Below are 20,332 nucleotides of genomic sequence, written 5' to 3' on the forward strand. Positions count from 1 at the left end.
CGAAAGACTCGGAGCGGCGGCATACGATGAGCTTTTTCACCAAGGCGTAAACATACTCCGTGGAGATAACTCGTCGGGAAAGTCCACGATTCTGAATTTGCTATATTATAGCATTGGAGGAGACGTTAGCGATTGGAGTGATATTGCTCTCCTCTGCACCCGAGTTTTGGTGCAGGTTTCGCTCAATGGAAACGTCGCAACTCTGGCTCGCGACATAACCGAGAAATCGGGGCAGCCAATGGATATTTTTGGCGGCCAAATGGATGATGCGCTCAAGGCGTCAGCCGCAGCTTGGGCTAGATATCCCTATCGACGGTCAGAATCGCGAGAGAGCTTCTCTCAGTTTCTATTTAAGTTGCTCGACATACCGGAGGCGAGCAATGAAGCTAGCGGCAACGTAACGATTCACCAGATACTGAGGCTGATGTACGCGGACCAGCTCAGTCCGATAGGGACGATCTTCAAGTTTGAGCAGTTTGATCCACCGTTGTTGCGCGATACGGTCGGTCGACTTGTTTTTGGTGCCTATGAGAACGAGCTTTATGCCAACGAGCTTCGTCTTCGTCAGCTCGATAAGGAATTTACAGGTGTAAGCTCCGAACTGGAGGCCATTTCAAAGCTAGTAGGGCAGACTGAGCAGATTCTCACGCCATCTTGGCTCGAAGCGGAGCGTAGGCGTGTCCAGGAGGAGCGCAAGGCGATCGACTTGCAAATCTCCGAAGCAGAGCGAGTGGTCTACGAGTCCGGCCTTAAAGACAGTCTCTCGTTGGAGGCGCAGCGACGCGCCTATGCTGAGGTCCAGAAACTTCAGGGCGAGATTGGCCGAGTTACTGCGGCGATCGATGCTAGCAAATTCGAGATTGCTGACGCAGGAAGATTCATCGCTGATCTAGAAGCAAAGCTTAGGGCTTTGAATGACTCTTCGGCAACGTCAGATGCATTTGGAAAGATCACCTTTCAGTACTGCCCGGCGTGTTACTCAGCGATTGAGGCGCAGCATCCTGAGCATGCGTGTCACCTCTGCAAAACGCCGTTTGATAGCGAGCGTGCGCGCTCTCGCCTCGTTTCGTTGGTCAATGATACTTCTAGACAGTTGAAGCAATCGCGTTCTCTGCAGAAGGATCGGACGGAGGAGCTTGGCCGTCTTGGCGGAAGTCTGGTCGAGCTTAATTCTCGTTGGCAGAGTGCTTCAGACAAGCTAACCCGCTCAGTGCAGGCCCCATCCTCTCAAGCTCTCCAAAATCTTAGGACTCTGCAGCGAGCCGCAGGTTACGTGGATAGGCAGTTGGAGGACCTCGAAAACAAGGCGCGTCTGTCTGCTGTGCTGGAGGGGCTCATCGCGCGGAAGGGTGAGCTAAATGCTGAGATAGGTCGGCTTGCGGACCGAAATGCTGCCTTAAAGGCTGCCCTTAGCAAGCGACTCAGCGTCGCCTATGGAGCTGTCGAAAAGGAGATCCTAGCGCTGCTGCGTGCCGATCTGCCCCGCGAGCAGGCGTTCATTCAGGCGACCTCAGTTCAATTCGACTTTGCTGCTAACAAGCTCGGCGTCAACAATCAGTCGTACTTTTCGGCAAGCTCACGCGTAATTCTAAGAAATAGCTTTTTCGTCGGCCTTTTCGGTGCAGCGACGAAGGATCCATCATTTAGGCATCTTCGACTTTGTATTCTCGACTCTATCGAAGATAAGGGTATGCAGCCCGATCGAAGCCACAACTTCCAACGAATGTTGATCGCTGTTTCACAAGCTGCAGTTTGCGAACATCAGACGATCTTTGCGACATCAATGATCGCTCCGGAGCTCGATATTCCTAATCTTACGGTGGGACACTATTCCACGCTCAAGCGCCCGACATTGAACATCAAAACGTTGAGACAAACTCATTAGGGGTAATTCCGCCTAAATGAGTCTGGACAGCGGTGCTGATGGTAAGTTCCTGGCTTACTGCGCGCGGCTGTTCCGATCGTTATGGTCTTGGGCATAGGAAAGAGCGGCTGGCTAAAGCTCGCCGTTTCTTATTTGTGCAGACTTGCCGCATCGTTCGGCCAAACAGGTTCATTTGCCTTTCGATCGACTTATACTTCCGCCCCGAAAAGCGAATCGATGATGCCGGCCCACCTCACCGTCTACTACAACACCCGCTGCCCCGTCTGTGACGCCGGCATCGACTGGCAGCGCAACAAGCTGCTGGCGCTGGTGCGCGCGGGTACGGTCGAGTTCAAGGATATCAACGAGCAGCCCGACGCGCTGGCGCAATTCGGTGCTTCGCTCGACGACATCAGGCGGCGCCTGCATGCGACCAATGAAGCGGGTCGGCTCACCGTCGGTGCGGATGTCGCGATTGCGCTGTGGCGGCTGACGCCGGGGGAGGGGTGGCTCGCGGTGCTGTTCGGCAATCGCGCGGCGCTGCCGGTCACGCGGTTTGTCTATGACCGGTTTGCCGATCTGCTGTTTGCCTGGAACAAGTGGAGCGGGCGCTGGTGAGCGCTTGCCTGGGCCGCCCTACTTCCTCTTCGCCCCCACCCGTTCGATCCGCTTGATCTCCAGCGGCGGTCTTCCGCTCTTCTCTGCGATCTCGCGGTCCTGCTCCATGATGAAGCCGCGGGCGGGTTCGTCGCCGTCGAGGCCGCCGAGCAGCTCGGCGGGGACGCGGCGGTTGGAGCGTTGGGAATCGTCTTCGTAGACGATGTTGAAGAAGGCGAATTCGCCTTTGGGGTTAGTTCCGGGTTTCTTGGCCATGGCGGCTTGTCGTCGATAGCAGCGTCGCAGTCAAATGACTTCGGCGGTTGTCGACATCAACGTCGCACCGGATCGGTGGATGGCCCGCAGCAGGACTGCAATCGTTCATCGCGGAAGCGGGGGCCTGCTGCGGCTGCTTCGATGCGGCCCTTGCCTCAATAAACGGCGGGCCGCGAAGCCCGCCGTTTATCTTGGTCTTCAGTGTCGCCCGGGGCTGGCGGGGCGACAACCTAGAATAGAATTCTATCGGCTGTGTCCTGCGATGGCAAGACCCATCGTGGTGGCGTTGATGTCGCAGCGTGCGTATCAGATATGCGCGTCGCGGCGCCGCTGTCGATGCTGCATCGAAGCAATTGCTTGGGCAGTTAAATCAGTTGTTCAGATTGCTGCTCGCAAAGCGCGCGTCTTGTATGAAAGCGCGCCCGCCTGCACGTCTTCCGCCTGCGTTGCGGAAGTGCGCCGGCCGAGTTCCACTGTCGGATGCATCTCTCAACGCGTGCACCTGCGCGGCGTCAGCGGTGATGAGGAAGGCCGACAGCAGCAACACCAGCGCGCGACGCCGGATGAGTTGTCGGCGAAGATCAGCTTGCCGCTTTGACGCGAATCCGGTTCCCGGGCATGATCGATGCTTTCCACGCCCGTTCTTCAGAGGATTCCTGCATGCTGAGACCGCTACTCGCCGCCGCCGTCGTCCTTTCCCTGGCCGGCGGGTCGGCGCAGGCCGCGCGCTGCGGCGGCGACTTCAACACTTTCGTCGCCACCATGGCGCAGGAAGCACAGGCCGCCGGCGTCTCCGCGAGCGTGACCAGTGCGGCGCTCAGCGGCGTGACGCCCGACCCTGCGGTGCTCGCCTTCGACCGCCGCCAGCGCTACACCTTCAACAAGACCTTCGAGCAGTATGTCTCGACCCGCGTCGGCCCCGGCCGCATCAATGGCGGGCGCGCGCTGCTGCAGCGCCATGCCGCGCTGCTCTCGCGCGTCGAGCAGAAGTTCGGCGTGCCGCGCTACATCCTGGTCGCGATCTGGGGGTTGGAGAGCGATTTCGGCAAGGGAGATATCGGCAAGATGCCGGTGGTCCGCACCCTTGCGACGCTCGCGCATGATTGCCGCCGCACCGACCTGTTCCAGGGCGAACTGCTCGCCGCGCTCAAGATCGTGCAGCGCGGCGACCTGCCGCTGCGCGACCTCGTCGGCGCGTTCGCCGGCGAGATCGGCCAGACCCAGTTCCTGCCGTCGTCCTACATCAAATACGGCGTCGACTTCGACGGTGACGGCCATGTCGACCTCCGCCACAGCATTCCCGACGTCCTCGCCTCGACCGCGAACCTGCTCCACGTCAGCGGCTTCAAGATGGGCCAGCCCTACAGCGAGGGCACGCCGAACTTCGAAGCGATGCGCGAGTGGAACAGGGCGGTGGTGTACCGCAAGACGATCGGCTATTTCGCGGATCGGCTGATGGGGCAGTGAAGGAGGCGTGACGCACGATCTCCCCCATCGCCGGGACGACGATTGAGGGGAGGCGGCGTTGTCGTTCCACGCAACACTCATTTCCCCTTCGCCATCTTCTCCAGCTTCCTCTGCAGCGGCGCCCAATACGTGCCCGGGCGGAAGCGCTGCAGGAGGTCCATGAAGCGGGCGTCGTTGCCGATCAGGATGCGGGGCTCGTTCCTCTCGATGCCCCGGATGATGCGCAGCGCGGCGTCCTTCGGCGTGGTCTTCGCTGCGTTCTCGAAGCGCTCGATCGATTGCGCGCGGCGGGCATTGTCGGTGACGCCGATTCCGGTGCGCGAGTTGCGCGCGATCGCGGTGGCGACGCCGCCGGGGTGCACCACCGACAGCCTCACCGGGCTGCCCGCGACGCTGAGCTCGTGCCGCACGCTCTCGGAAAAGCCGCGCACGGCGAACTTCGCCGCCGCATAGGCCGATTGTCCCGGCGGCGCGATGATGCCGAAGATCGAGGAGAGGTTGACGATGTGCGCCTCGGGTCTCGTCTTCAGATGAGGCAGGAAGGCGCGCGTGCCGTGCACCACGCCCCAGAAATTGATGTCGAACAGCCAATCCATCTGCGCCTGGTCGATCTCCTCGAACGCGCCGAGCAGCGCCACGCCGGCATTGTTGACGACGATGCCGAGCGCGGGATGCGCGATGGTCGCTTCGCTCGCGAATTGCGCGATGTCCTCGGGCACCCCGACATCGACGCGATGCAGGCTGACCTTGCGCCCCGTTCCGATCTCGGCTGCCAGCGATTTCAATCCGCGCTCGTCGCGATCGGCCAGCGCGAGATCGCAGCCGCGCTGCGCGAGCTCGATGGCGAGCGCGCGGCCGAGGCCGCTGGCCGCTCCCGTGATGGCGGCGGCGCCGCGAATCGCAGTCATGAATCCCCCGTCAAGTCATGGCCTGTGGAACTTCGATTTACATTTTTTCATAATGGAACCGAACCGCAAGCGGATTGGCTCCTTAACATTCGTTACGCAAGCAAGCATTGGAGAGCTGCCGATGGGACAGGCACAACCATTTCGTGCAACTGCGCTGATCGTCGAAGACGACGTCATGCAGCGGGAGATGCTCAGTCTCCTGCTGGAAGAGAGCGGCTACCAGGTGATCCAGTGCGAAAGTGCCGAGGCGGCCGAGCGCGTCCTCGACAAGAACGCCGGCGCGCTCTGCCTGATGATGACCGACGTCCAGCTCGCCGGCCGGATGACCGGCGTAGAGCTCGCGCACGTCGCCAAGGATCGCAACCCTAAGCTCGACGTCGTCGTCACCTCCGGACGTCCCTTGAAGCAGCCCTTGCCCGACGGCGCGAAGTTCTGGGCCAAGCCCTGGGCGCCGCTCGACGTGCTCCGCGAGGCCGAGATCGCGCAGCTGTCCTGACGACTGTCCGGCCGCTTTTGCGAAGCGAGGGGCGGTGATAAGGTCGGTCCATGACCTGGTCCTTTCTGCTCACCTCGCTCATCGTCGTCGCATCGCCCGGCACCGGCGTGCTCTACACGCTGGCCGCTGCGCTCACCCGCGGCTCGCGTGCCAGCATCGCGGCGGCGTTCGGCTGCACGCTGGGGATCGTGCCGCACATGGTCGCGGCGATGCTCGGTCTTGCCGCCGTGCTCCACACCAGCGCGCTCGCCTTCGCCGCCTTGAAATGGTGCGGCGTGGCGTATCTGCTCTACATGTCCTGGCAGGCGCTGCGCGAGACCGGCGCGCTCGCAGTCGAGGGCAGGATCGCGGAGCGGTCGAGCGGCCGCGTTATCGTCACGGGCTTCCTGATCAACATCCTCAATCCCAAACTGTCAATCTTCTTCCTCGCCTTCCTGCCGCAGTTCATCGCGCTGGACGAGGCGCATGTGCTGGCGCGCATGCTGGAATTGAGCGGCGCCTTCATGGCGATGACGTTTGCGGTGTTCGTCGTCTACGGCCTCTGCGCGGCCTCGGTGCGCGAGCGCGTCATCTCCCGTCCCGCCGTCATGGCCTGGCTGCGGCGCAGCTTTGCCGCCGGCTTCGCCGCCCTCGGCGCCAAGCTCGCGTTTGCGGAGCGGTAAGCTTCTTCAGCTCTGAAAGGTCGTCATGCCCGGGCTTGTCCCGGGCATCCACGTTCTTCGAGCTGCGCGGTAAGGCGTGGATGGCGGGACAAGCCCGGCCATGACGCGGTCGGACATGTACACTTCCAACGCTCACCAATAAAAAAGCGGGCCTTGCGCCCGCCACCTTCAATCCGCTCGATCCTGTCCGACGCCCGGGCGGAGCGAGGCTCCACCCGGGCAAAGAGAAAGAAGCCTCGTTACTTCTTCTTCGCCGCCTTCTTGGCCTTCTTCGCCTTCTTCTTCGCCGCCTTCTTCGCTTTCTTAGCCATAGTATCCTCTTCAGGTTTAATGGTGGAACGCGACACGAGGGATGCTCGGCGGAGGGCCAGCCTCGCAACATCCTCGACGACAAACTCAGCAGATTCGGAGGCGCCTGCCCCGCGCCGTCACATCCGTGTCATCGTGTTATCCACAGCTCAGATGCATTTTCGGGTGATTTTTGGCCGCGAATCCGCATCGCCGTCGGAGACGCCTTCGCCGGCAACAGGCTTAACGATCCGACAATTGCCGCGCGTCGTTCAGAAATCCAAAACCAAAGGCGCAGTTTCGCAAGTCGCAGTGAGACTCCATTAAGCGCAACCCGCGCATTGTCCCCGCAAGAAAACGGGGATGGGTCATGGACGGACGGCTGCCAGGGACGGGGGGCGGGACTCTGCGCGTGCTGTACGCGCCATGCTGAACGTACCGACATTGTGGACGGTCTTCGTCGTCAACTTCCTGGCGCTCGGCGTGATCTGGGCCTATGTGACGCGCTCCTATCCGAAATTCGCGGCCGCGCGGTTCTGGATGGCCTCGTCCTTCGTCGGCGCGGCCGGCGCGATGACGGCTCTTGTCCGCCTGTTCGTCGCTTCGCCGCTGCCGCTGCTGCTTGGCGCCGGAGGCGTCATCGCCGCGAGTTGCCTCGCTGCCATGGGCATTCAGCGCTTCTATGACCGTCCGGTCTCCTGGCGCCTCATGATCGCGACGGGGTGCTTGAGTCTTACCGGCGTCGTGGTGTTCATGGTCGGCTTCGACCACATGCAGCTACGCATGCTCAGCTACACGTTCGGTCAGGCCCTGCCGCTGGTGCTGGCGCTGTGTCTGCTGTTGTCGCCGGAAGGCCGCGTCAGTCCGGGTGCCCGGCTGTCCGGCATCGTCATCCTCAGCATCCTCGCGATCCTGCTCGCGCGCACGGTGGGCAATCTGCTCGGCCACGATCTCTCGGCGCGTGCCGGTGGCCAGGCGCATGCCGTCATGGTGCTGGGCCTGCTATTCCTGTCGATGACGCTCAATTTCGGCTTCCTGCTGATGGCGATGGACAGCCTGCGCAATGAGGTCGCCGACCTCGCGCTGCTCGACGATCTCACCGGCGTCGCCAACCGGCGGCATCTGCTCCAGCGCCTGACCGAGGAATGCGTCCGCTCGCAGCGCAGCGGTGAGCCCTTCTCGCTGCTGGTGATCGATCTCGACGGCTTCAAGACCATCAACGACACGCACGGCCATGCCGCGGGCGACGCCTGCCTGAAACACTTCACCCTGATGGCGCAGACGCGCTTGAGGCCCGGCGACATGCTGGCCCGCACCGGCGGCGACGAGTTCTGCATCGTGTTGCCGTCGTCGTCGCTGCGCGAAGCCGCCGCGATCGCCCGCCGCGTGCTCGACGTGTGCCGCCAGGATGCCGCGACTTGTACCGGCGGCGACATTCCGATCGCAATCTCGATCGGCGTCGCGCAGTGGGATCGCGACATCGGCCAATTTCCGGACCGCCTGATCGCGCATGCCGACCACGCGCTCTACGCCGCCAAGAAGAACGGCAAGAACGACTTTGCCGTCTACGATCCGGCGCCGCCGCTCTCGCCCGCGCCGATCGGTCCCGGCGAGCCCGCGCGCCATTTCGCATAGAGCTGTGCTACGTCAGGGGCCGTGATTGGACCTCGCCATGATATCTCGCCTGCTCGCGGCCGTGCTCGCCGCCCTGTTTCTGATCGTCCCCGCCTTCGCCGACGACGCTGACCTGGCAAAGCTCGCGCGCGCTTCCGGCACGCCCGAAATTCCCGGCCTGAAGATGGTGTGGCTGGCGCCATGGGGCGACGTCGGCAGCGCAAACCCCTGGCGCAACATCATCGTGCATCAGACCGAGGGTCCCGCCGGCTCGGCGCGCGGCGGCGCGCAAGCGCAGGCGAAGAACCCGACCCGGCGCGGCGTCACGGTCTGGGTCGAGACCGACGGCACGGTCTATTGGGCGGTGGCGGAGAACCTGGTGCCGACCCATGGCGACGGCGCCAACCGCAACGACAACAAGTACATCGACAACCGATCGACCTATCGCCAGGTCGTGCGCGACAATTCGATCGGCGTCGAGTTCGCCGGCAATTTTCCCGACGTCGCATCTGGTCCGACCGACGCGCAGGTCGCCGCCTGGAAGATCCTCGTCAAGGTGCTGCGCACCCGTTACAGCATCCCGCTCGACCGCGTCTACGCGCACAACTGGATCGACTACAAGGACGCCCGCTATTGCGAAGGCTGCTGGCTCGCGACTCTGGCGCGTGTCTGGGGGGAGTAGGAGTCGCACTCCCTCACCGCCGCCATCGCCCGGTTCAACCGGGCGGTCCGGTCTTCCATCAGACAAACAAAAAGCCGGCGTTGCCGCCGGCTTTCTGACTTTTCGATCCGCCAATTCCTGGCGCCGTCACGCCCCGCTCAATGCGCGGCTTCGAGCGCAGCCTGTTCCTGCCTCGCGATCGTGCCCTTGACCGCGGACTGCACCTTCTCGAAGGCGCGGACCTCGATCTGGCGAACGCGCTCGCGCGACACGCCGAACTCGGCAGCAAGGTCTTCCAGCGTCATCGGCTCATCGGCGAGGCGGCGGGCCTCGAAGATGCGCCGTTCGCGCGGGTTGAGCACGCCCATGGCGCCGTTCAGCGCGTCACGGCGGTGATCATACTCCTCGTGCTCCGCCATCAAGGCTTCCTGGTTGGGCGTGTTGTCGACCAGCCAGTCCTGCCATTCGCCGGCTTCGCCGTCGTCCCGGATCGGCGCGTTGAGCGACGCATCGCCGCCGAGGCGGCGGTTCATGTCGATCACGTCCTGGTCCGTGACGCCGAGGCGCTTTGCAATGACCGCGACCTGGTCGGGGCGGAGATCGCCTTCGTCCAGCGCGTTGATCTTGCTCTTCGCCTTGCGCAGGTTGAAGAACAGCTTCTTCTGGTTCGCGGTGGTGCCCATCTTCACGAGCGACCAGGAACGCAGGATGTACTCTTGAATCGACGCCTTGATCCACCACATCGCGTAGGTGGCGAGACGGAACCCCTTCTCGGGTTCGAATCGCTTCACCGCCTGCATCAGGCCGACATTGCCTTCCGAGACGACCTCGGAGATCGGCAGGCCGTAGCCGCGATAGCCCATGGCGATCTTGGCCACGAGGCGGAGGTGGCTGGTGACGAGTTGGTGCGCCGCGTCGCGATCGTCATGCTCGCGCCAACGCTTGGCGAGCATGTATTCCTGCTGGGGTTCCAGCATTGGGAATTTGCGGATCTCGGCGAGGTAGCGAGAAAGGCCGGATTCTCCATTGAGGACCGGCAAAGCTGCGGTACGGGCCATAGTGCGCCCTCCAAAAGGTTCAGGCCCCCGATAGCGGCGGGCCAGGCAGACGACCGCTGTGTCAAAGCCGGCCGGGCTGCGATGTTCCGCGTTGGTGATTTCAACGCGGGCGCAATATACCTCATGGCAGGTCGAAAAGGGAAGGATTGCTGACGTCACGACCCCGTGTGGCAGCTATAACTTTTTGTAATGTAACGCTTTTCTTAAGGCTGCTGCGTCATTGCGCCGCTTTCAGGCAGCTTTGAAGGAGAAGCAAATCCTCCGGCAGAGGGGCCTCCCAGTGGAGTAGTTCTCCCGTCCTCGGGTGCTCCAATACCAGCAGGTAAGCATGTAAGGCCTGCCGCCCCAGCGCGGCCAAAGCTGCCTGCGACTGGCGCCCGAGCTGGTTCGCCTTGGTCTTGAAATGCGGGCCATAGACGGCGTCGCCCATCAGGGGATGGCCGATATGGGCGAGGTGGACGCGGATCTGGTGGGTGCGCCCGGTCTCGAGCTCGCAGGCGAGCAGGGCGGCGACGCCCTTGCCGTCGCGGCCCACAAAACTCTCCAGGATCTCCCAATGGGTCACGGCCTCGCGGCCGCCCTGGCGCACCGCCATCTTCTCCCGCGCATGGGGATGGCGGTCGATCGGCGCGTCGACCGTGCCGCGATGGCGGTGCGGCACGCCCCAGGCAAAGGCCATGTAGCCGCGCCGCATCTCACCGGTGCGGCCGTGGTCGGCGAACTGGGCGGACAGCGAGGCGTGGGCGAGGTCGTTCTTGGCGACCACCATTAGCCCGGTCGTGTCCTTGTCGAGCCGGTGCACGATGCCGGGCCGGCGCACCCCGCCAATACCCGAGAGCGAAGCGCCGCAATGGGCGATCAGCGCGTTCACCAGCGTTCCGGTTTCGTGACCGGCCGCGGGGTGCACCACCAGGCCCTTCGGCTTGTTGATGACGATGATGTCGTCGTCCTCGAACACGATGTCGAGGGCGATATCCTCGCCTTGCGGTTCCGCGGGCGCGGCCTCCGGCACGTCGATTGTGATCGTATCGCCGGATGCGACGTGATAAGCGGGGTCGCGGACCGCGGAGGCCCTCAGGCTTACCGCTCCCGCCAGGATCAGGGCTTTCAGCCGCGATCGCGAGAGGTCGGTGAGGTGCGCCGCCAGCACGCGGTCGAGCCGGGCCGAGCCCTCGTCGCCGCCGACCACGACCTCCAACCGTTGCGCTGACCCAGAGCTTTCCATGACGACGTCTGATACCGCTGTTCCCGAACCGACCCCCGAGCAGGCCGCGCTGTTCGCGCGGGTGCGGCGGATGATGCTGATCGCGGGGTTGACCACGGCGCTGGCATTTTGCGCCGTGCTGATCGCGGTGGGCTACCGCCTTTTCAAGTCGGAGGGAAGGGCGGTTGAATCCGCGGCCGACGTCACCGCCACCTTGCCCAAGGGCGCCAAAATCGTCGCGACCGGGATCGCCGGCGACCGCCTCGTGATCACGCTCGATCTCGGCGGCGTCACCGAGATCCGCACCTTCGACGCCCATACGTTGAAGCCGGCCGGAAAGCTGAAATTCGCCAATGAGCCGTGAGGACGGCCCGATCTGGGGATCGTGTCCGGTCCACATTGTCCTGCGACGCAACTTCTGATTTAGCTCTTGCAGGGAAAGTTGGGGCTGGGACCGGGAATGGGGCGTATCAAGTCACTCGTTGTTGCGATGACATTCGTCGTCGGATCGCTCGGCTGTGCTGGATTTGCCGCGCTTGCAGAGCCGGCCAAGCCGGCACCTCCCGCCAAACAGGCTGGGCTCGCAGCGCCGGCCAAGCAAGCCGCAGCAAAGGCCAAGCCGACGGGCTCGCGGACCGCCCGACTCTATTTCCTGCGCGAGAAGGGCATTTTGGGCGCGATCGGCGGGCTCGCCGCCTCCATCGAGATCCTGATAGATGGCAAGTCCGCCGGAAAGGTCGACATGGGAACGTTCTTCGTCGTCGACCGGCCGCCGGGCGTCACCAAGATCGCCACCCGCATGAAGCTGTCGATGGCGGATTACGAGATCGAAGTCCCGATCGAGGCCGGCAAGACCTACTACTTCGGCGTCGGCACCCGGCGTGGCGGCGCCCCCGTGCAGGACCTGTTCAATCAGGCCGTCGCGGGCAGTAGCGGCGAGCAGATCAGCTCGTCATCTCCCTTCAAGGCCTCTTTCGCCGGCGCGGGTCTGTTCCGGTTTGAGCCTGCCGCTGGCGCCGCCGCGATCGAGAAACTGAAGACGCCGTGAGTGCTGCCGGCGGTTTGCGAGGCGCCTGACAAGGCCGTCGCGCATTAAGCCTCAACCGGACTCATCGTGATATTCGGCACTTTCGCACCCGATCGAGGCTTGCCGCCGTCCAAATTCGCGGCTATGTCGTACCCCTCACGCTCCCTTCGTCTAGCGGTTAGGACGCGGCCCTCTCAAGGCTGAAACAGGGGTTCGATTCCCCTAGGGAGCGCCAGCCTACACATCAAGCTTGCGATCTTCTGCGACATCGTGCGATGCGGCACCGGTTCGGGCAGCGAGCAGGTCGCCAGCGAAGGCGCACACGTGCACCGCCGAATTTCAAGCGGAGATGCCGCGCGGCGCCGGTTCGAGATCGTTGATGACGTCCTTCGCTGCTGCGGCCATGATTGGCCGGCTGACGGGAGGCGGCGCGCCCTCCTGCGCCGGCAGGCTGATGACCGCGTAGAGGCCCTTCGGCCCGTTGGTCAGGACGATGTCTCCGCCGTGGTGCCGGACGATGGTCCGAGCAATGGAAAGACCGAGGCCAACGCCTCCTGTCTCGCGATTTCGCGAGTTCTCGATCCGGAAAAACGGCGTAAAAACCTGCTCCCGCGCGCTCTCGGGAATGCCGGGCCCATCGTCCGAGACGATGATTTCGATATTGTCTGCGCGTCTTCCCACGCTGACGCGCGCCCGCTCCCCATAACGGATGGCGTTCTCAATGAGGTTACGGCACGCGCGGCGGAGCGCCTCTGGCCGGCAGCCGTAGCCGATCTTCTGTCCGTTCGAGAACGAGACGTCGTGACCGAGTTCGGCAAGATCATGGCAGAGACTTTCCACGAGCGCCGAGAGTTCCACGGTGCGCGTATTCTCCGCAGTCGCATCTTCGCGAGCGAATGCGAGAGTCGCTTCTGTCATCGTCTGTATTTCGGTAATGGTGGAAAGTATCTTCTCGCGCACGTCGTCGTCGCGAACGAATTCCGCACGCAAACGGAGCGAGGTCAGGGGGGTGCGCAGATCATGTCCGATGGCGGCCAGCATTTTGGTGCGGTCGTCGACGAAACGATGCAGGCGCGCTTGCATACGGTTGAATGCCTCGGCGGTGCGTCGGATATCGTCAGGGCCGGTTTCCGGCAACGGCACGATCTCCTGGCCACGGCCAAGCGCATCGGCGGCTACGGCGAGGCGGCGCAAGGGTTGCGCAATGCCGCGTGCGGCAAACACCGCAATAATGGACAAAGACAACGCTGAGAGGCCGAGTGCCAAGGTGGACTTGGAGGTCCAGAAGCCGTCTTGTGCGGGTTTGGCAAATGCAGTGTTCAGCCATGTCCCGTTCGCCAGTTGAACCGCCAGGCCCATGCCAGTGGTGTCATCGAGATAAAGAAACTTGGCCGGGCGGGAGAGCGGCCAGGCTTCCGGTCTGAGGTCGATCCACTGTGAGGAGGTGGCGCTGCTGCTCTTGGCTGTGTTTCGGGTGAAGTCCGGCCTGACCTCGGCGGGCACGTGACCGGGAAAGGACACGCGCGGCAATGGCTGCGCCAGGCGCTCCCATGCGTCCTCTCGCCATTCCGAGGCATTCTTCAGGCCGTCGGTCGATATCCAATATCTCGCCGCACTGGTACTGCTGGCATTGAGGATGTCGGTCTGCAGCGATTGAGGGGTCGCTTCCAGGACCCGGGCCAGCGAGGCACACCTGCTGAGTATCTCGCCCTTGGCCGCCTTCCGGATCGACTGCCCGTGCTCGTCCCAGGAAATGAAGAACACGATTGCTTGCGACAGCACGAGCGACAGCAGCGTGAAGCAGATGAAGCGGGCTGCAAGACTGCGCGTCCACAAGCTCATCATGGTTGCCCGATCTCGGCGACGAGGCTGTATCCGCCACCCCAGTGAGTTTTGATCAAGGAGGGTACTTTCGGGTCGGCCTCGATCTTCTTCCGCAAACGGCTGACCTGATTGTCGATGCTCCGGTCGAACGGATCGGCATCCCGGCCGACCGTCAGGTCAAGGAGCTGGTTGCGGCTGAGGACCAGGCCCGGATGATCGAGAAATGCACACAAGAGACGGAACTCCGCCGTGCTGAGCGGCACGGCAACGCCGTCGCTTCCCAGCAACTCGCGCCGGTTGACGTCAAAGGTCCACCGGTCGAAACGTACGATCTTGCTGGCCAGCCGGCCCTTTTGCGGCGGCAGGCTTTGCACGCGCCGAAGCACCGCCTTGATGCGGGCGAGGAGTTCGCGGGGATTGAATGGCTTGGTCACGTAGTCATCGGCACCCACTTCCAGGCCGACGATGCGGTCGGTCTCCTCCGCCATGGCAGTCAAAAGGATAACGGGAAGCTCCGTGGTGCTGCGCAGATGGCGGCAGAGGGACAAGCCATCCTCGCCTGGCATCATGATGTCAAGAACCACGAGGTCCGGAGCACTTCGTTCGAGCAAACGACGCAGTGCGATAGCGCTTTCCGCGAGGCTGATCCGGTAGCCATGCTGCATCAGGTATTTGCCGACCAGGTCGCGGATGTCGCGATGATCGTCCACGACGGCGATGTGTGGTGCCGAGTCCATCCAATTGCTCCGTTCAGCATCCAGAATGTATCGGCCGCATACGATCGACTGAAATCACATCCTTGCGGGACGGCTTCCTGAATGCAACGTGGCGATCAAATCAGATCGCAGGGCCGGTCTGTTCCGGGAGGAACCGCCTGCATCTGCAAGTGTTTCGATCCTGGTTCAAACGTCTTAGCTGCAAGCTGTCGCAGAACTTTGTCCTGACGGGCCGCATCTGTCGCAAATTGTCGCAAACTCGCATGCCCATCAGGATGATGCGATCTCCGAAGCCGCACTGAATCAACGTGGTTGAAAAACGGCAGGCAGGAGGGGATACAGGCAAAGACGGTCAACTTTGTCGCGAACTATGCAATGCAGCATACCTGAGACAGATCGCGACAATTCCCGGTACCGCAGGCAAAGTCCTGCGACAACGCGGTCCCATCATGCGCGCATGTTCAATCGAGCAGGAGCGCTGCATGTGTGCGAGGGACGCCGTTTCTCAGAGAGCAGATCTGGAAATCTCGGGGGGCTCAACAGTCGGGCACAGTGATGGCGACATCACAAAGGCATGGCTCGTGGGCAGAGCAGCATTTCGGATAACCTGCCTGCTCGTTCTCGTATTGCGAAATTCGTCCTCTTCGGCGACGCCCGTTGATTTGACCCAGGGCGCAAGTCGCGTGGCCATTTCGCGTCTCGTGGCCGATGACGACCGGCGGACGCCCGCATCTCAGGTTCGCATGCCCGTAGAGATTGGTCGGCAAGGTGCCGACCGCGCCAAGGCATTGTGGCGTCGCACCATCTAACGATCCGAAGCCTTTTCTTCGATCAAAGCTTTGATGCCTAAGACGACAATGATGATGATCGCCCCCTGAGCCGTGATCACGGCCGGCCAAATGCGCGAAAAGGCCGGGTCGACGTATTTCTGAGGACCGAACGACACGAGTGCCGTCAGGGCGAAAAGGAGCGCAAATGCACTGCCGATGCGGGTACCATCGTGGCCGAGTTGGAACGCCACCGCGCCAATCGCCAATGACGCGCCTAGGAAAGGGGCAAGAGCGAATGGCGCCACCTCGAGCGGCGGATGCGGCGCGGTGCGCGTGAGCAGGGCCAGCAACATCACCGCCGTGAGCACCAGGAGCACGAGAACCGCCGCCTGGACACCCGATCGTGACGATTGTGCCATCTCACCCTCCGTACTTGTGGGTACGCCTTGACGTTTCCGTACGCGGAGGTACGGTTATTGTCAAGCTCTATCGATGAGGTGGTGTTCGTGAAGCGGGCTTCCCGCGACGGTCGTCGCGACGAGATCCTGGATGTCGCCGTTCAGGTCCTGTTCGAGCGCGGTTATCGCGATGCCAGCATGCTCGAAATCGCCAACCGTGCAGCGGCGTCCAAGGAAACGCTTTACGCCTGGTTCGGTGACAAGCAAGGCCTGCTTGCGGCCTTGATCGAAAGAAACGCACAACACGTGCAAGCAGTCCTCGCAGGACACCTGAAAGGGGAGGCGCCTCCCGAGCGTGTGCTGCTCGAATTTGGTCGCGCCCTGCTTGAGCTGCTGTTGGGGGATACTGCGGTCGCGATCAACCGCGCCGTGATCGCCGAGGTGAAGTCGGATCCCGCGCTTGCGCGAATGCTGGCTGCCGGCGGACGCCAGGCCGTGTTGCCCACCTTCATCCGCTTGCTGGAAGGATATGCCGAGCATGAGGTCCTACAGCTCGACGACGCCACACTGGCGGCCGAAGACTTCCTCGGCCTGTTGCTTGGTGACACCCAGATCAGGCGGCTTCACGGCGTGCTGCCGCGCCCTCGCAGGGCGCAGATCGAGGCGCGCGCCGCCCGCGCCGCCCGCGCTTTCCTGCTGCTGTACGGCGGCGACCGAATGGGCTCGAACTAATGGCAACCTCAATCAGACAAGTTCGCGGGTCTTGCTCCGAGTGGGGCGCCAGACAATCCTGATCCATTGAAAACCTACGCACTCTAGGCAACCATAAGAGCATGGAGTGACAGCTGTTCACGTCTGACTCACAAGGTGGTCCACAATGGCGATCGCGTCCGTCACATGGCAATCCTGATCCCCAGTCTCGGCTTTGCGCGCTTCGACAGCCGTGGCGAGCTGCGACTGGCGGAACGGCTCAAGGACTTCCTCGAAGAGAACGCCATCGTCTGGCACAACCTTCCTGTCGGCCCGCTCAACCGGCATCCGGATTTCATCATCGTTCATCCCGCGAACGGCCTGCTCGTGCTCGAGGTGAAGGACTGGCGCCTGGACACGATCGTTGCGGCGGACAAGACGAAGGTCGAGCTGCTCACAAATCGTGGTGTGGTACGGGAGAGCAACCCGCTGGAGCAGGCGCGCAAATATACCTTCGAGGTCATGCGCACGCTGGAGCGCGACGGGCAATTGCTGTTTCCGCCCGGCCATCGCTACATGGGCCGGGCCATCGTCCCGTTCGGTTTCGGCGCCGTCTTCACGAACATCACTCGCAAGCAGTTCGATCAGACCAATCTCACGGAGGTATTCCCGGAGCATCTCTGCCTGTTCAAGGATGAGATGACGGAGGGCGCGGATCCCGAGGAATTCCGGTCCAGATTGTGGCGCATGGTTCATCCGCGTTTCGGCGAGCCGCTCTCCATGCCGCAGTTCGACCGGCTGCGCGCACTGCTGTTTCCCGAGATCCGCATCCGGCAGATCGCGCTGCCTCTGGATGACGCGCCCAGAGCTGATCCCTCGGACCGGACGCTCGCTGTCATGGACCTGCATCAGGAGCAGTTCGCGCGCAGTCTGGGAGAGGGACATCGCATCATCCGCGGCGTCGCCGGATCGGGCAAGACCCTGATCCTTGCCTTTCGCGCCGAATATCTGGCACGTGCGGCGGCAAAGCCGGTGCTCATCCTGTGTTACGCCAACGGCATCGCCGGGCGGCTCGAGGATGCCATGCAGAGCAGGGGCGTGGAGAACCGCGTTCAGGTCCTCACCTTCCATTCCTGGTGCTACCGGATGCTGCGGACCTACGGGATTCCCGCCCCGTCGGAGCGGGACTATCCGGACTATGCAGCGCGGCTGGCTGCGAGCGTGTCGGAGGTCGTGAAGGCCGTCGATGAAGGCCATATCCCGATGGAGCAGTATGACGCTGTCCTCATCGACGAGGCGCACGACTTCGAGCCGCAATGGCTCGCGCTTGCGGCCAAGATGGTGAACCCGCGCACCAAAGCGCTGATGGTCGTCTACGACGACATCCAGGCCATCTACAAAGGACGTGAGCGCCCGGTGTGGAGCCAGCTCGGGATCGAGGCCAAGGGCAGAACGACCGTCTTAAAGGTCAATTATAGCAACACGTCGCAGATCGTGGCCTTCGCCAGACGCTTTGCTGCGGACGTCATTGGCGCTCCCGGCGTCACCGCCGACGATGAGCACGCCATCCTGTTGCCCGAAGATGCGGGACGGCAGGGACTGGAGCCCGCCGTGCAACGCTGCGTGAGCGTGGACGCAGAAGCTCACTGCGTCGCCGAGTGGTTTCTTGACCGGAAGAAAGCGGGATACGAGTGGTCGCAGATGGCGTGTCTATACCCGGAGCACTGGATCGGCGGCCGGGTCGCGCAGATCCTTGCCAGGCACAACGTGCCGATCGATATGGCCAAGGACAATCGCAACAGAGTTTCGGTCAAGCGGGTGGCCGTGCGATTCCTGAGCATGCACAGCGCGAAAGGGCTGGAGTTTCCCTGCGTCGCCATTGCCGGCCTGGGCTTGCTCGGCCGTCACGGCGAGACCGTCGAGGAATGTGTCCGGCTGACCTATGTCGGCGTGACCCGGGCAACGCACGAGGCGCTGCTGACGTATTCGAGCGAGTCGGCGTTGGTGCAGCGTCTGATTGCGTAGACTGGCGCCGCGCAGGGGGATACGCCTACGCCGTCGTGCCGTCGATCGAGCGGCGGATCACGCGCTGCACTTCCGCATTCGACAGGAACAGATCGTGGTTGATGATGCCCCAGCCTTCCGCCGAGGCATCGACCACGCGCACGCCGAGCCGCGCGATGACGGCCTTCTCGGCGGCGCCGACCCGGGTCATGCCGCCTGCGATCTGGCCGGACAGCGCCAAAGCGCGATCGTTGGTCGCGGCGATCACGGTGATCTTGCCGGCGAGCGGACCGATGCGCTGGACCGCCGACGAGAACACGTCCATGTCGATGTCGGGCGCGGCAAAGACCACAGAGCCGATCTTGCCCGTGACCGTGTCGCCGTATCGCGCGTAGAGCTGACGCAGGCTTTCGAGCGTCAGCATGGTTCCCATGCTGTGCGCAACGATGTGCACGCGGCCGGCGCTCGGCGCCGACACCAGTGCGGAGAGCACGCGTTCGAAATCGTCGCGAGACCACATCGCGCTGTCGCGGTCATAGGCGTAGTCGAACAATCCGGCCTTGGAGGGCCAGGAGAACGCCATGGTCCGGCCGCGGAACTTGATCCCGTCGGAGAGAAAGGCGGCATCCAGCACCGCCGCCTCGAATGTCTGCTTGAAACCGTGCACATAGATCAGCACGTCGCCGCTGCCGGCCTGCGCAGCGAGATCGCCAACGTCGGCCGATACCGGCTCGACCCGATCAAGGCGCCAATTGCCCAGACCAACCGAAGCGAGGGAGAGCCGGCTCTCGTCCGGCGCCACCAGCTTGGCCCGTGCGACCGTCATGCCGGTCGCGCGCTCCGGCCCGAACCACGGCTTGGTGCGGCCGCCGTTCACCGGCTTACGCGTGGTGGTGACGAGCAATGTGGGTTCAACGGAGAGGGACGATGCGTCGAAGCGCGCGCCGGTCGCACCCAAGCCGGCGCATCCACCGAGCGCGAGCGCACTCCCGGCCGACGCGAAGCCGCCGAGGAACGCGCGGCGCGAAACGGAATGACGGGAGTAGCGTTGCAGAAGACGTCGGACGATCACACGGAACCTTTGGGAACTTTGCCCACCACAATGCCGCCCCGCCCCGCTCACTGAATGACAATGGGGGCAAGAAGACGGCAGAGCCGTCTCTGCGACCGGTTCAGTCGGGGTATCCGGACGAATGTCCCATCAGCCGATGATTTCGATCGAATGTAGCGCGCACCACTCGCGCAAGGCCTGCTCGGTTGCCTCCTTCTCGAAGGCATGCCAGCGCTCGATCGCACGTCGTCGAGCGAGCAGGGCTTTGAACTTCGGATAAGCGCCTCGCTTGCTGAAGAAATAGCGGACGTCATCGAAATCATCCGGCAGGAACTCGCGGGCAAAAGCGAGCACCAGGGGTTTGCCGAGATCGAGATCGCGCTTGTCGGGGAGCGGGATATATTTGTCCTCGTTCTCGATGTCATCAGGCAGTTCGTCGTCCAACTCTCCCGAGTAAAGAGGATTAGTCTGGTAGTAGATCTCCGCTGTCTGTTTACAGACGAAGGCGCGGAAGTCTCCCAGGCCGCCACCGGTACCGGTATTGGCAAACTCAAGGGCTTCCAGGATGTCATTGAACTTCACCGGCATCGGGTTGGGCCACCGTGTGCTCACATTGGATCCATCGCTTTTCGGCCGGCCTCGCAAGCCGCGACGAGTGTGGATATATTCATCCAGAACGCGGCGCCTGTCTTGAAGAATTTTCCCGCGCCCAGCGCGTTGGCTGTGACGGGCTTTTGTTGCGCGCAATGCGCTCGAT

General features: G+C 62.8%; 21 protein-coding genes and 1 tRNA gene. 13 read left to right on the forward strand and 9 right to left on the reverse strand.

The window, feature by feature from the left end; translation table 11 throughout:
* Nucleotides 1-169: 169 nt before the first annotated feature.
* Complete coding sequence (locus LPJ38_RS11240) at nucleotides 170-1,885, forward strand: coiled-coil domain-containing protein (RefSeq protein WP_158644757.1); 1,716 nt, start codon at nucleotides 170-172, stop codon at nucleotides 1,883-1,885.
* Between the two features lie 216 nt (nucleotides 1,886-2,101).
* Nucleotides 2,102-2,482, forward strand: coding sequence for a thiol-disulfide oxidoreductase DCC family protein (locus LPJ38_RS11245; RefSeq protein WP_145633117.1), 381 nt, complete (start codon nucleotides 2,102-2,104; stop codon nucleotides 2,480-2,482).
* Nucleotides 2,483-2,500: 18 nt separating this feature from the next.
* Here LPJ38_RS11245 and LPJ38_RS11250 read toward each other — a convergent pair whose 3' ends face one another.
* Complete coding sequence (locus tag LPJ38_RS11250) at nucleotides 2,501-2,737, reverse strand: hypothetical protein (RefSeq protein ID WP_145633114.1); 237 nt, start codon at nucleotides 2,735-2,737, stop codon at nucleotides 2,501-2,503.
* A gap of 262 nt (nucleotides 2,738-2,999) precedes the next feature.
* Between LPJ38_RS11250 and LPJ38_RS11255 the strand changes: the two genes are divergently transcribed.
* Nucleotides 3,000-3,335 (forward strand): hypothetical protein, encoded by a 336-nt coding sequence (locus LPJ38_RS11255; RefSeq protein WP_145633111.1) that lies wholly within the window; start codon nucleotides 3,000-3,002, stop codon nucleotides 3,333-3,335.
* Nucleotides 3,336-3,397: 62 nt separating this feature from the next.
* Entirely contained in the window at nucleotides 3,398-4,204 is an 807-nt protein-coding gene (locus LPJ38_RS11260; RefSeq protein ID WP_145633107.1) for a lytic murein transglycosylase, read from the forward strand.
* Nucleotides 4,205-4,281: 77 nt separating this feature from the next.
* On the opposite strand, the gene LPJ38_RS11265 is transcribed toward LPJ38_RS11260, so the two are convergent.
* Nucleotides 4,282-5,112, reverse strand: coding sequence for an SDR family NAD(P)-dependent oxidoreductase (locus tag LPJ38_RS11265; protein ID WP_145633104.1), 831 nt, complete (start codon nucleotides 5,110-5,112; stop codon nucleotides 4,282-4,284).
* Nucleotides 5,113-5,233: 121 nt separating this feature from the next.
* Between LPJ38_RS11265 and LPJ38_RS11270 the strand changes: the two genes are divergently transcribed.
* The 4 genes from LPJ38_RS11270 (at nucleotide 5,234) to LPJ38_RS11285 (ending at nucleotide 8,854) form a co-directional block, all read left to right on the forward strand.
* The gene (locus LPJ38_RS11270) at nucleotides 5,234-5,608 is read left to right on the forward strand and encodes a response regulator (protein WP_145633101.1); all 375 of its coding nucleotides are present in this window, start codon (nucleotides 5,234-5,236) and stop codon (nucleotides 5,606-5,608) included.
* A 50-nt stretch (nucleotides 5,609-5,658) separates the two neighbouring features.
* Complete coding sequence (locus LPJ38_RS11275; protein WP_145633098.1) at nucleotides 5,659-6,270, forward strand: LysE family translocator; 612 nt, start codon at nucleotides 5,659-5,661, stop codon at nucleotides 6,268-6,270.
* Nucleotides 6,271-6,984: 714 nt separating this feature from the next.
* A complete protein-coding gene (locus tag LPJ38_RS11280) occupies nucleotides 6,985-8,193 on the forward strand; it encodes a GGDEF domain-containing protein (protein WP_167520455.1) in 1,209 nt (402 codons plus the stop codon).
* A 37-nt stretch (nucleotides 8,194-8,230) separates the two neighbouring features.
* The gene (locus LPJ38_RS11285; protein WP_145633089.1) at nucleotides 8,231-8,854 is read left to right on the forward strand and encodes a peptidoglycan recognition protein family protein; all 624 of its coding nucleotides are present in this window, start codon (nucleotides 8,231-8,233) and stop codon (nucleotides 8,852-8,854) included.
* A gap of 137 nt (nucleotides 8,855-8,991) precedes the next feature.
* Here the strand turns inward: LPJ38_RS11285 and rpoH are convergent, their stop codons facing one another.
* Nucleotides 8,992-9,891 (reverse strand): RNA polymerase sigma factor RpoH, encoded by a 900-nt coding sequence (rpoH, locus tag LPJ38_RS11290; protein ID WP_145633086.1) that lies wholly within the window; start codon nucleotides 9,889-9,891, stop codon nucleotides 8,992-8,994.
* A 217-nt stretch (nucleotides 9,892-10,108) separates the two neighbouring features.
* Nucleotides 10,109-11,116, reverse strand: a complete 1,008-nt coding sequence (locus LPJ38_RS11295; RefSeq protein ID WP_145633083.1) for an RluA family pseudouridine synthase — start codon at nucleotides 11,114-11,116, stop codon at nucleotides 10,109-10,111.
* Here LPJ38_RS11295 and LPJ38_RS11300 point away from each other — a divergent pair.
* The 3 genes from LPJ38_RS11300 (at nucleotide 11,115) to LPJ38_RS11310 (ending at nucleotide 12,357) form a co-directional block, all read left to right on the forward strand.
* The gene (locus tag LPJ38_RS11300) at nucleotides 11,115-11,459 is read left to right on the forward strand and encodes a hypothetical protein (RefSeq protein WP_145633080.1); all 345 of its coding nucleotides are present in this window, start codon (nucleotides 11,115-11,117) and stop codon (nucleotides 11,457-11,459) included. The genes LPJ38_RS11295 and LPJ38_RS11300 overlap by 2 nt on opposite strands.
* A gap of 96 nt (nucleotides 11,460-11,555) precedes the next feature.
* On the forward strand, nucleotides 11,556-12,143 hold the full coding sequence (locus LPJ38_RS11305) for a DUF2846 domain-containing protein (protein WP_145633077.1): 588 nt from the start codon (nucleotides 11,556-11,558) through the stop codon (nucleotides 12,141-12,143).
* Nucleotides 12,144-12,282: 139 nt separating this feature from the next.
* Nucleotides 12,283-12,357 (forward strand) — tRNA-Glu (locus tag LPJ38_RS11310).
* A 104-nt stretch (nucleotides 12,358-12,461) separates the two neighbouring features.
* Here LPJ38_RS11310 and LPJ38_RS11315 read toward each other — a convergent pair.
* From LPJ38_RS11315 to LPJ38_RS11325, 3 genes are all read right to left on the reverse strand, one after another.
* Entirely contained in the window at nucleotides 12,462-13,967 is a 1,506-nt protein-coding gene (locus LPJ38_RS11315; protein ID WP_145633074.1) for a sensor histidine kinase, read from the reverse strand.
* A complete protein-coding gene (locus LPJ38_RS11320; protein WP_145633071.1) occupies nucleotides 13,964-14,683 on the reverse strand; it encodes a response regulator in 720 nt (239 codons plus the stop codon). Before LPJ38_RS11320 ends, LPJ38_RS11315 begins: the two co-directional genes overlap by 4 nt.
* A 784-nt stretch (nucleotides 14,684-15,467) precedes the next feature.
* Nucleotides 15,468-15,851, reverse strand: a complete 384-nt coding sequence (locus tag LPJ38_RS11325) for a hypothetical protein (protein WP_145633068.1) — start codon at nucleotides 15,849-15,851, stop codon at nucleotides 15,468-15,470.
* 27 nt (nucleotides 15,852-15,878) lie between these two features.
* On the opposite strand from LPJ38_RS11325, the gene LPJ38_RS11330 reads away from it, so the two are divergent.
* On the forward strand, nucleotides 15,879-16,562 hold the full coding sequence (locus tag LPJ38_RS11330) for a TetR/AcrR family transcriptional regulator (RefSeq protein WP_158644756.1): 684 nt from the start codon (nucleotides 15,879-15,881) through the stop codon (nucleotides 16,560-16,562).
* A gap of 165 nt (nucleotides 16,563-16,727) precedes the next feature.
* On the forward strand, nucleotides 16,728-18,545 hold the full coding sequence (locus LPJ38_RS11335; protein WP_145633064.1) for a DEAD/DEAH box helicase: 1,818 nt from the start codon (nucleotides 16,728-16,730) through the stop codon (nucleotides 18,543-18,545).
* A 25-nt stretch (nucleotides 18,546-18,570) separates the two neighbouring features.
* On the opposite strand, the gene LPJ38_RS11340 is transcribed toward LPJ38_RS11335, so the two are convergent.
* A complete protein-coding gene (locus LPJ38_RS11340; RefSeq protein ID WP_145633061.1) occupies nucleotides 18,571-19,596 on the reverse strand; it encodes an alpha/beta hydrolase in 1,026 nt (341 codons plus the stop codon).
* 129 nt (nucleotides 19,597-19,725) lie between these two features.
* On the reverse strand, nucleotides 19,726-20,163 hold the full coding sequence (locus LPJ38_RS11345; protein WP_145633058.1) for a hypothetical protein: 438 nt from the start codon (nucleotides 20,161-20,163) through the stop codon (nucleotides 19,726-19,728).
* Nucleotides 20,164-20,332: the final 169 nt, after the last annotated feature.

This window comes from Bradyrhizobium daqingense (assembly GCF_021044685.1).
GTDB classification, from domain to species: Bacteria; Pseudomonadota; Alphaproteobacteria; order Rhizobiales; family Xanthobacteraceae; genus Bradyrhizobium; species Bradyrhizobium daqingense.

Bases quoted from the DNA above. Each gene is read 5' to 3' on its own strand.
- LPJ38_RS11245 (WP_145633117.1), top strand. From the start codon at position 2,102: ATGATGCCGGCCCACCTCACCGTCTACTACAACACCCGCTGCCCCGTC.
- LPJ38_RS11250 (WP_145633114.1), bottom strand. From the start codon at position 2,737: ATGGCCAAGAAACCCGGAACTAACCCCAAAGGCGAATTCGCCTTCTTC.
- LPJ38_RS11255 (WP_145633111.1), top strand. From the start codon at position 3,000: ATGGCAAGACCCATCGTGGTGGCGTTGATGTCGCAGCGTGCGTATCAG.
- LPJ38_RS11260 (WP_145633107.1), top strand. From the start codon at position 3,398: ATGCTGAGACCGCTACTCGCCGCCGCCGTCGTCCTTTCCCTGGCCGGC.
- LPJ38_RS11265 (WP_145633104.1), bottom strand. From the start codon at position 5,112: ATGACTGCGATTCGCGGCGCCGCCGCCATCACGGGAGCGGCCAGCGGC.
- LPJ38_RS11270 (WP_145633101.1), top strand. From the start codon at position 5,234: ATGGGACAGGCACAACCATTTCGTGCAACTGCGCTGATCGTCGAAGAC.
- LPJ38_RS11275 (WP_145633098.1), top strand. From the start codon at position 5,659: ATGACCTGGTCCTTTCTGCTCACCTCGCTCATCGTCGTCGCATCGCCC.
- LPJ38_RS11280 (WP_167520455.1), top strand. From the start codon at position 6,985: ATGCTGAACGTACCGACATTGTGGACGGTCTTCGTCGTCAACTTCCTG.
- LPJ38_RS11285 (WP_145633089.1), top strand. From the start codon at position 8,231: ATGATATCTCGCCTGCTCGCGGCCGTGCTCGCCGCCCTGTTTCTGATC.
- rpoH (WP_145633086.1), bottom strand. From the start codon at position 9,891: ATGGCCCGTACCGCAGCTTTGCCGGTCCTCAATGGAGAATCCGGCCTT.
- LPJ38_RS11300 (WP_145633080.1), top strand. From the start codon at position 11,115: ATGACGACGTCTGATACCGCTGTTCCCGAACCGACCCCCGAGCAGGCC.
- LPJ38_RS11295 (WP_145633083.1), bottom strand. From the start codon at position 11,116: ATGGAAAGCTCTGGGTCAGCGCAACGGTTGGAGGTCGTGGTCGGCGGC.
- LPJ38_RS11305 (WP_145633077.1), top strand. From the start codon at position 11,556: ATGGGGCGTATCAAGTCACTCGTTGTTGCGATGACATTCGTCGTCGGA.
- LPJ38_RS11315 (WP_145633074.1), bottom strand. From the start codon at position 13,967: ATGATGAGCTTGTGGACGCGCAGTCTTGCAGCCCGCTTCATCTGCTTC.
- LPJ38_RS11320 (WP_145633071.1), bottom strand. From the start codon at position 14,683: ATGGACTCGGCACCACACATCGCCGTCGTGGACGATCATCGCGACATC.
- LPJ38_RS11325 (WP_145633068.1), bottom strand. From the start codon at position 15,851: ATGGCACAATCGTCACGATCGGGTGTCCAGGCGGCGGTTCTCGTGCTC.
- LPJ38_RS11335 (WP_145633064.1), top strand. From the start codon at position 16,728: ATGGCAATCCTGATCCCCAGTCTCGGCTTTGCGCGCTTCGACAGCCGT.
- LPJ38_RS11345 (WP_145633058.1), bottom strand. From the start codon at position 20,163: ATGCCGGTGAAGTTCAATGACATCCTGGAAGCCCTTGAGTTTGCCAAT.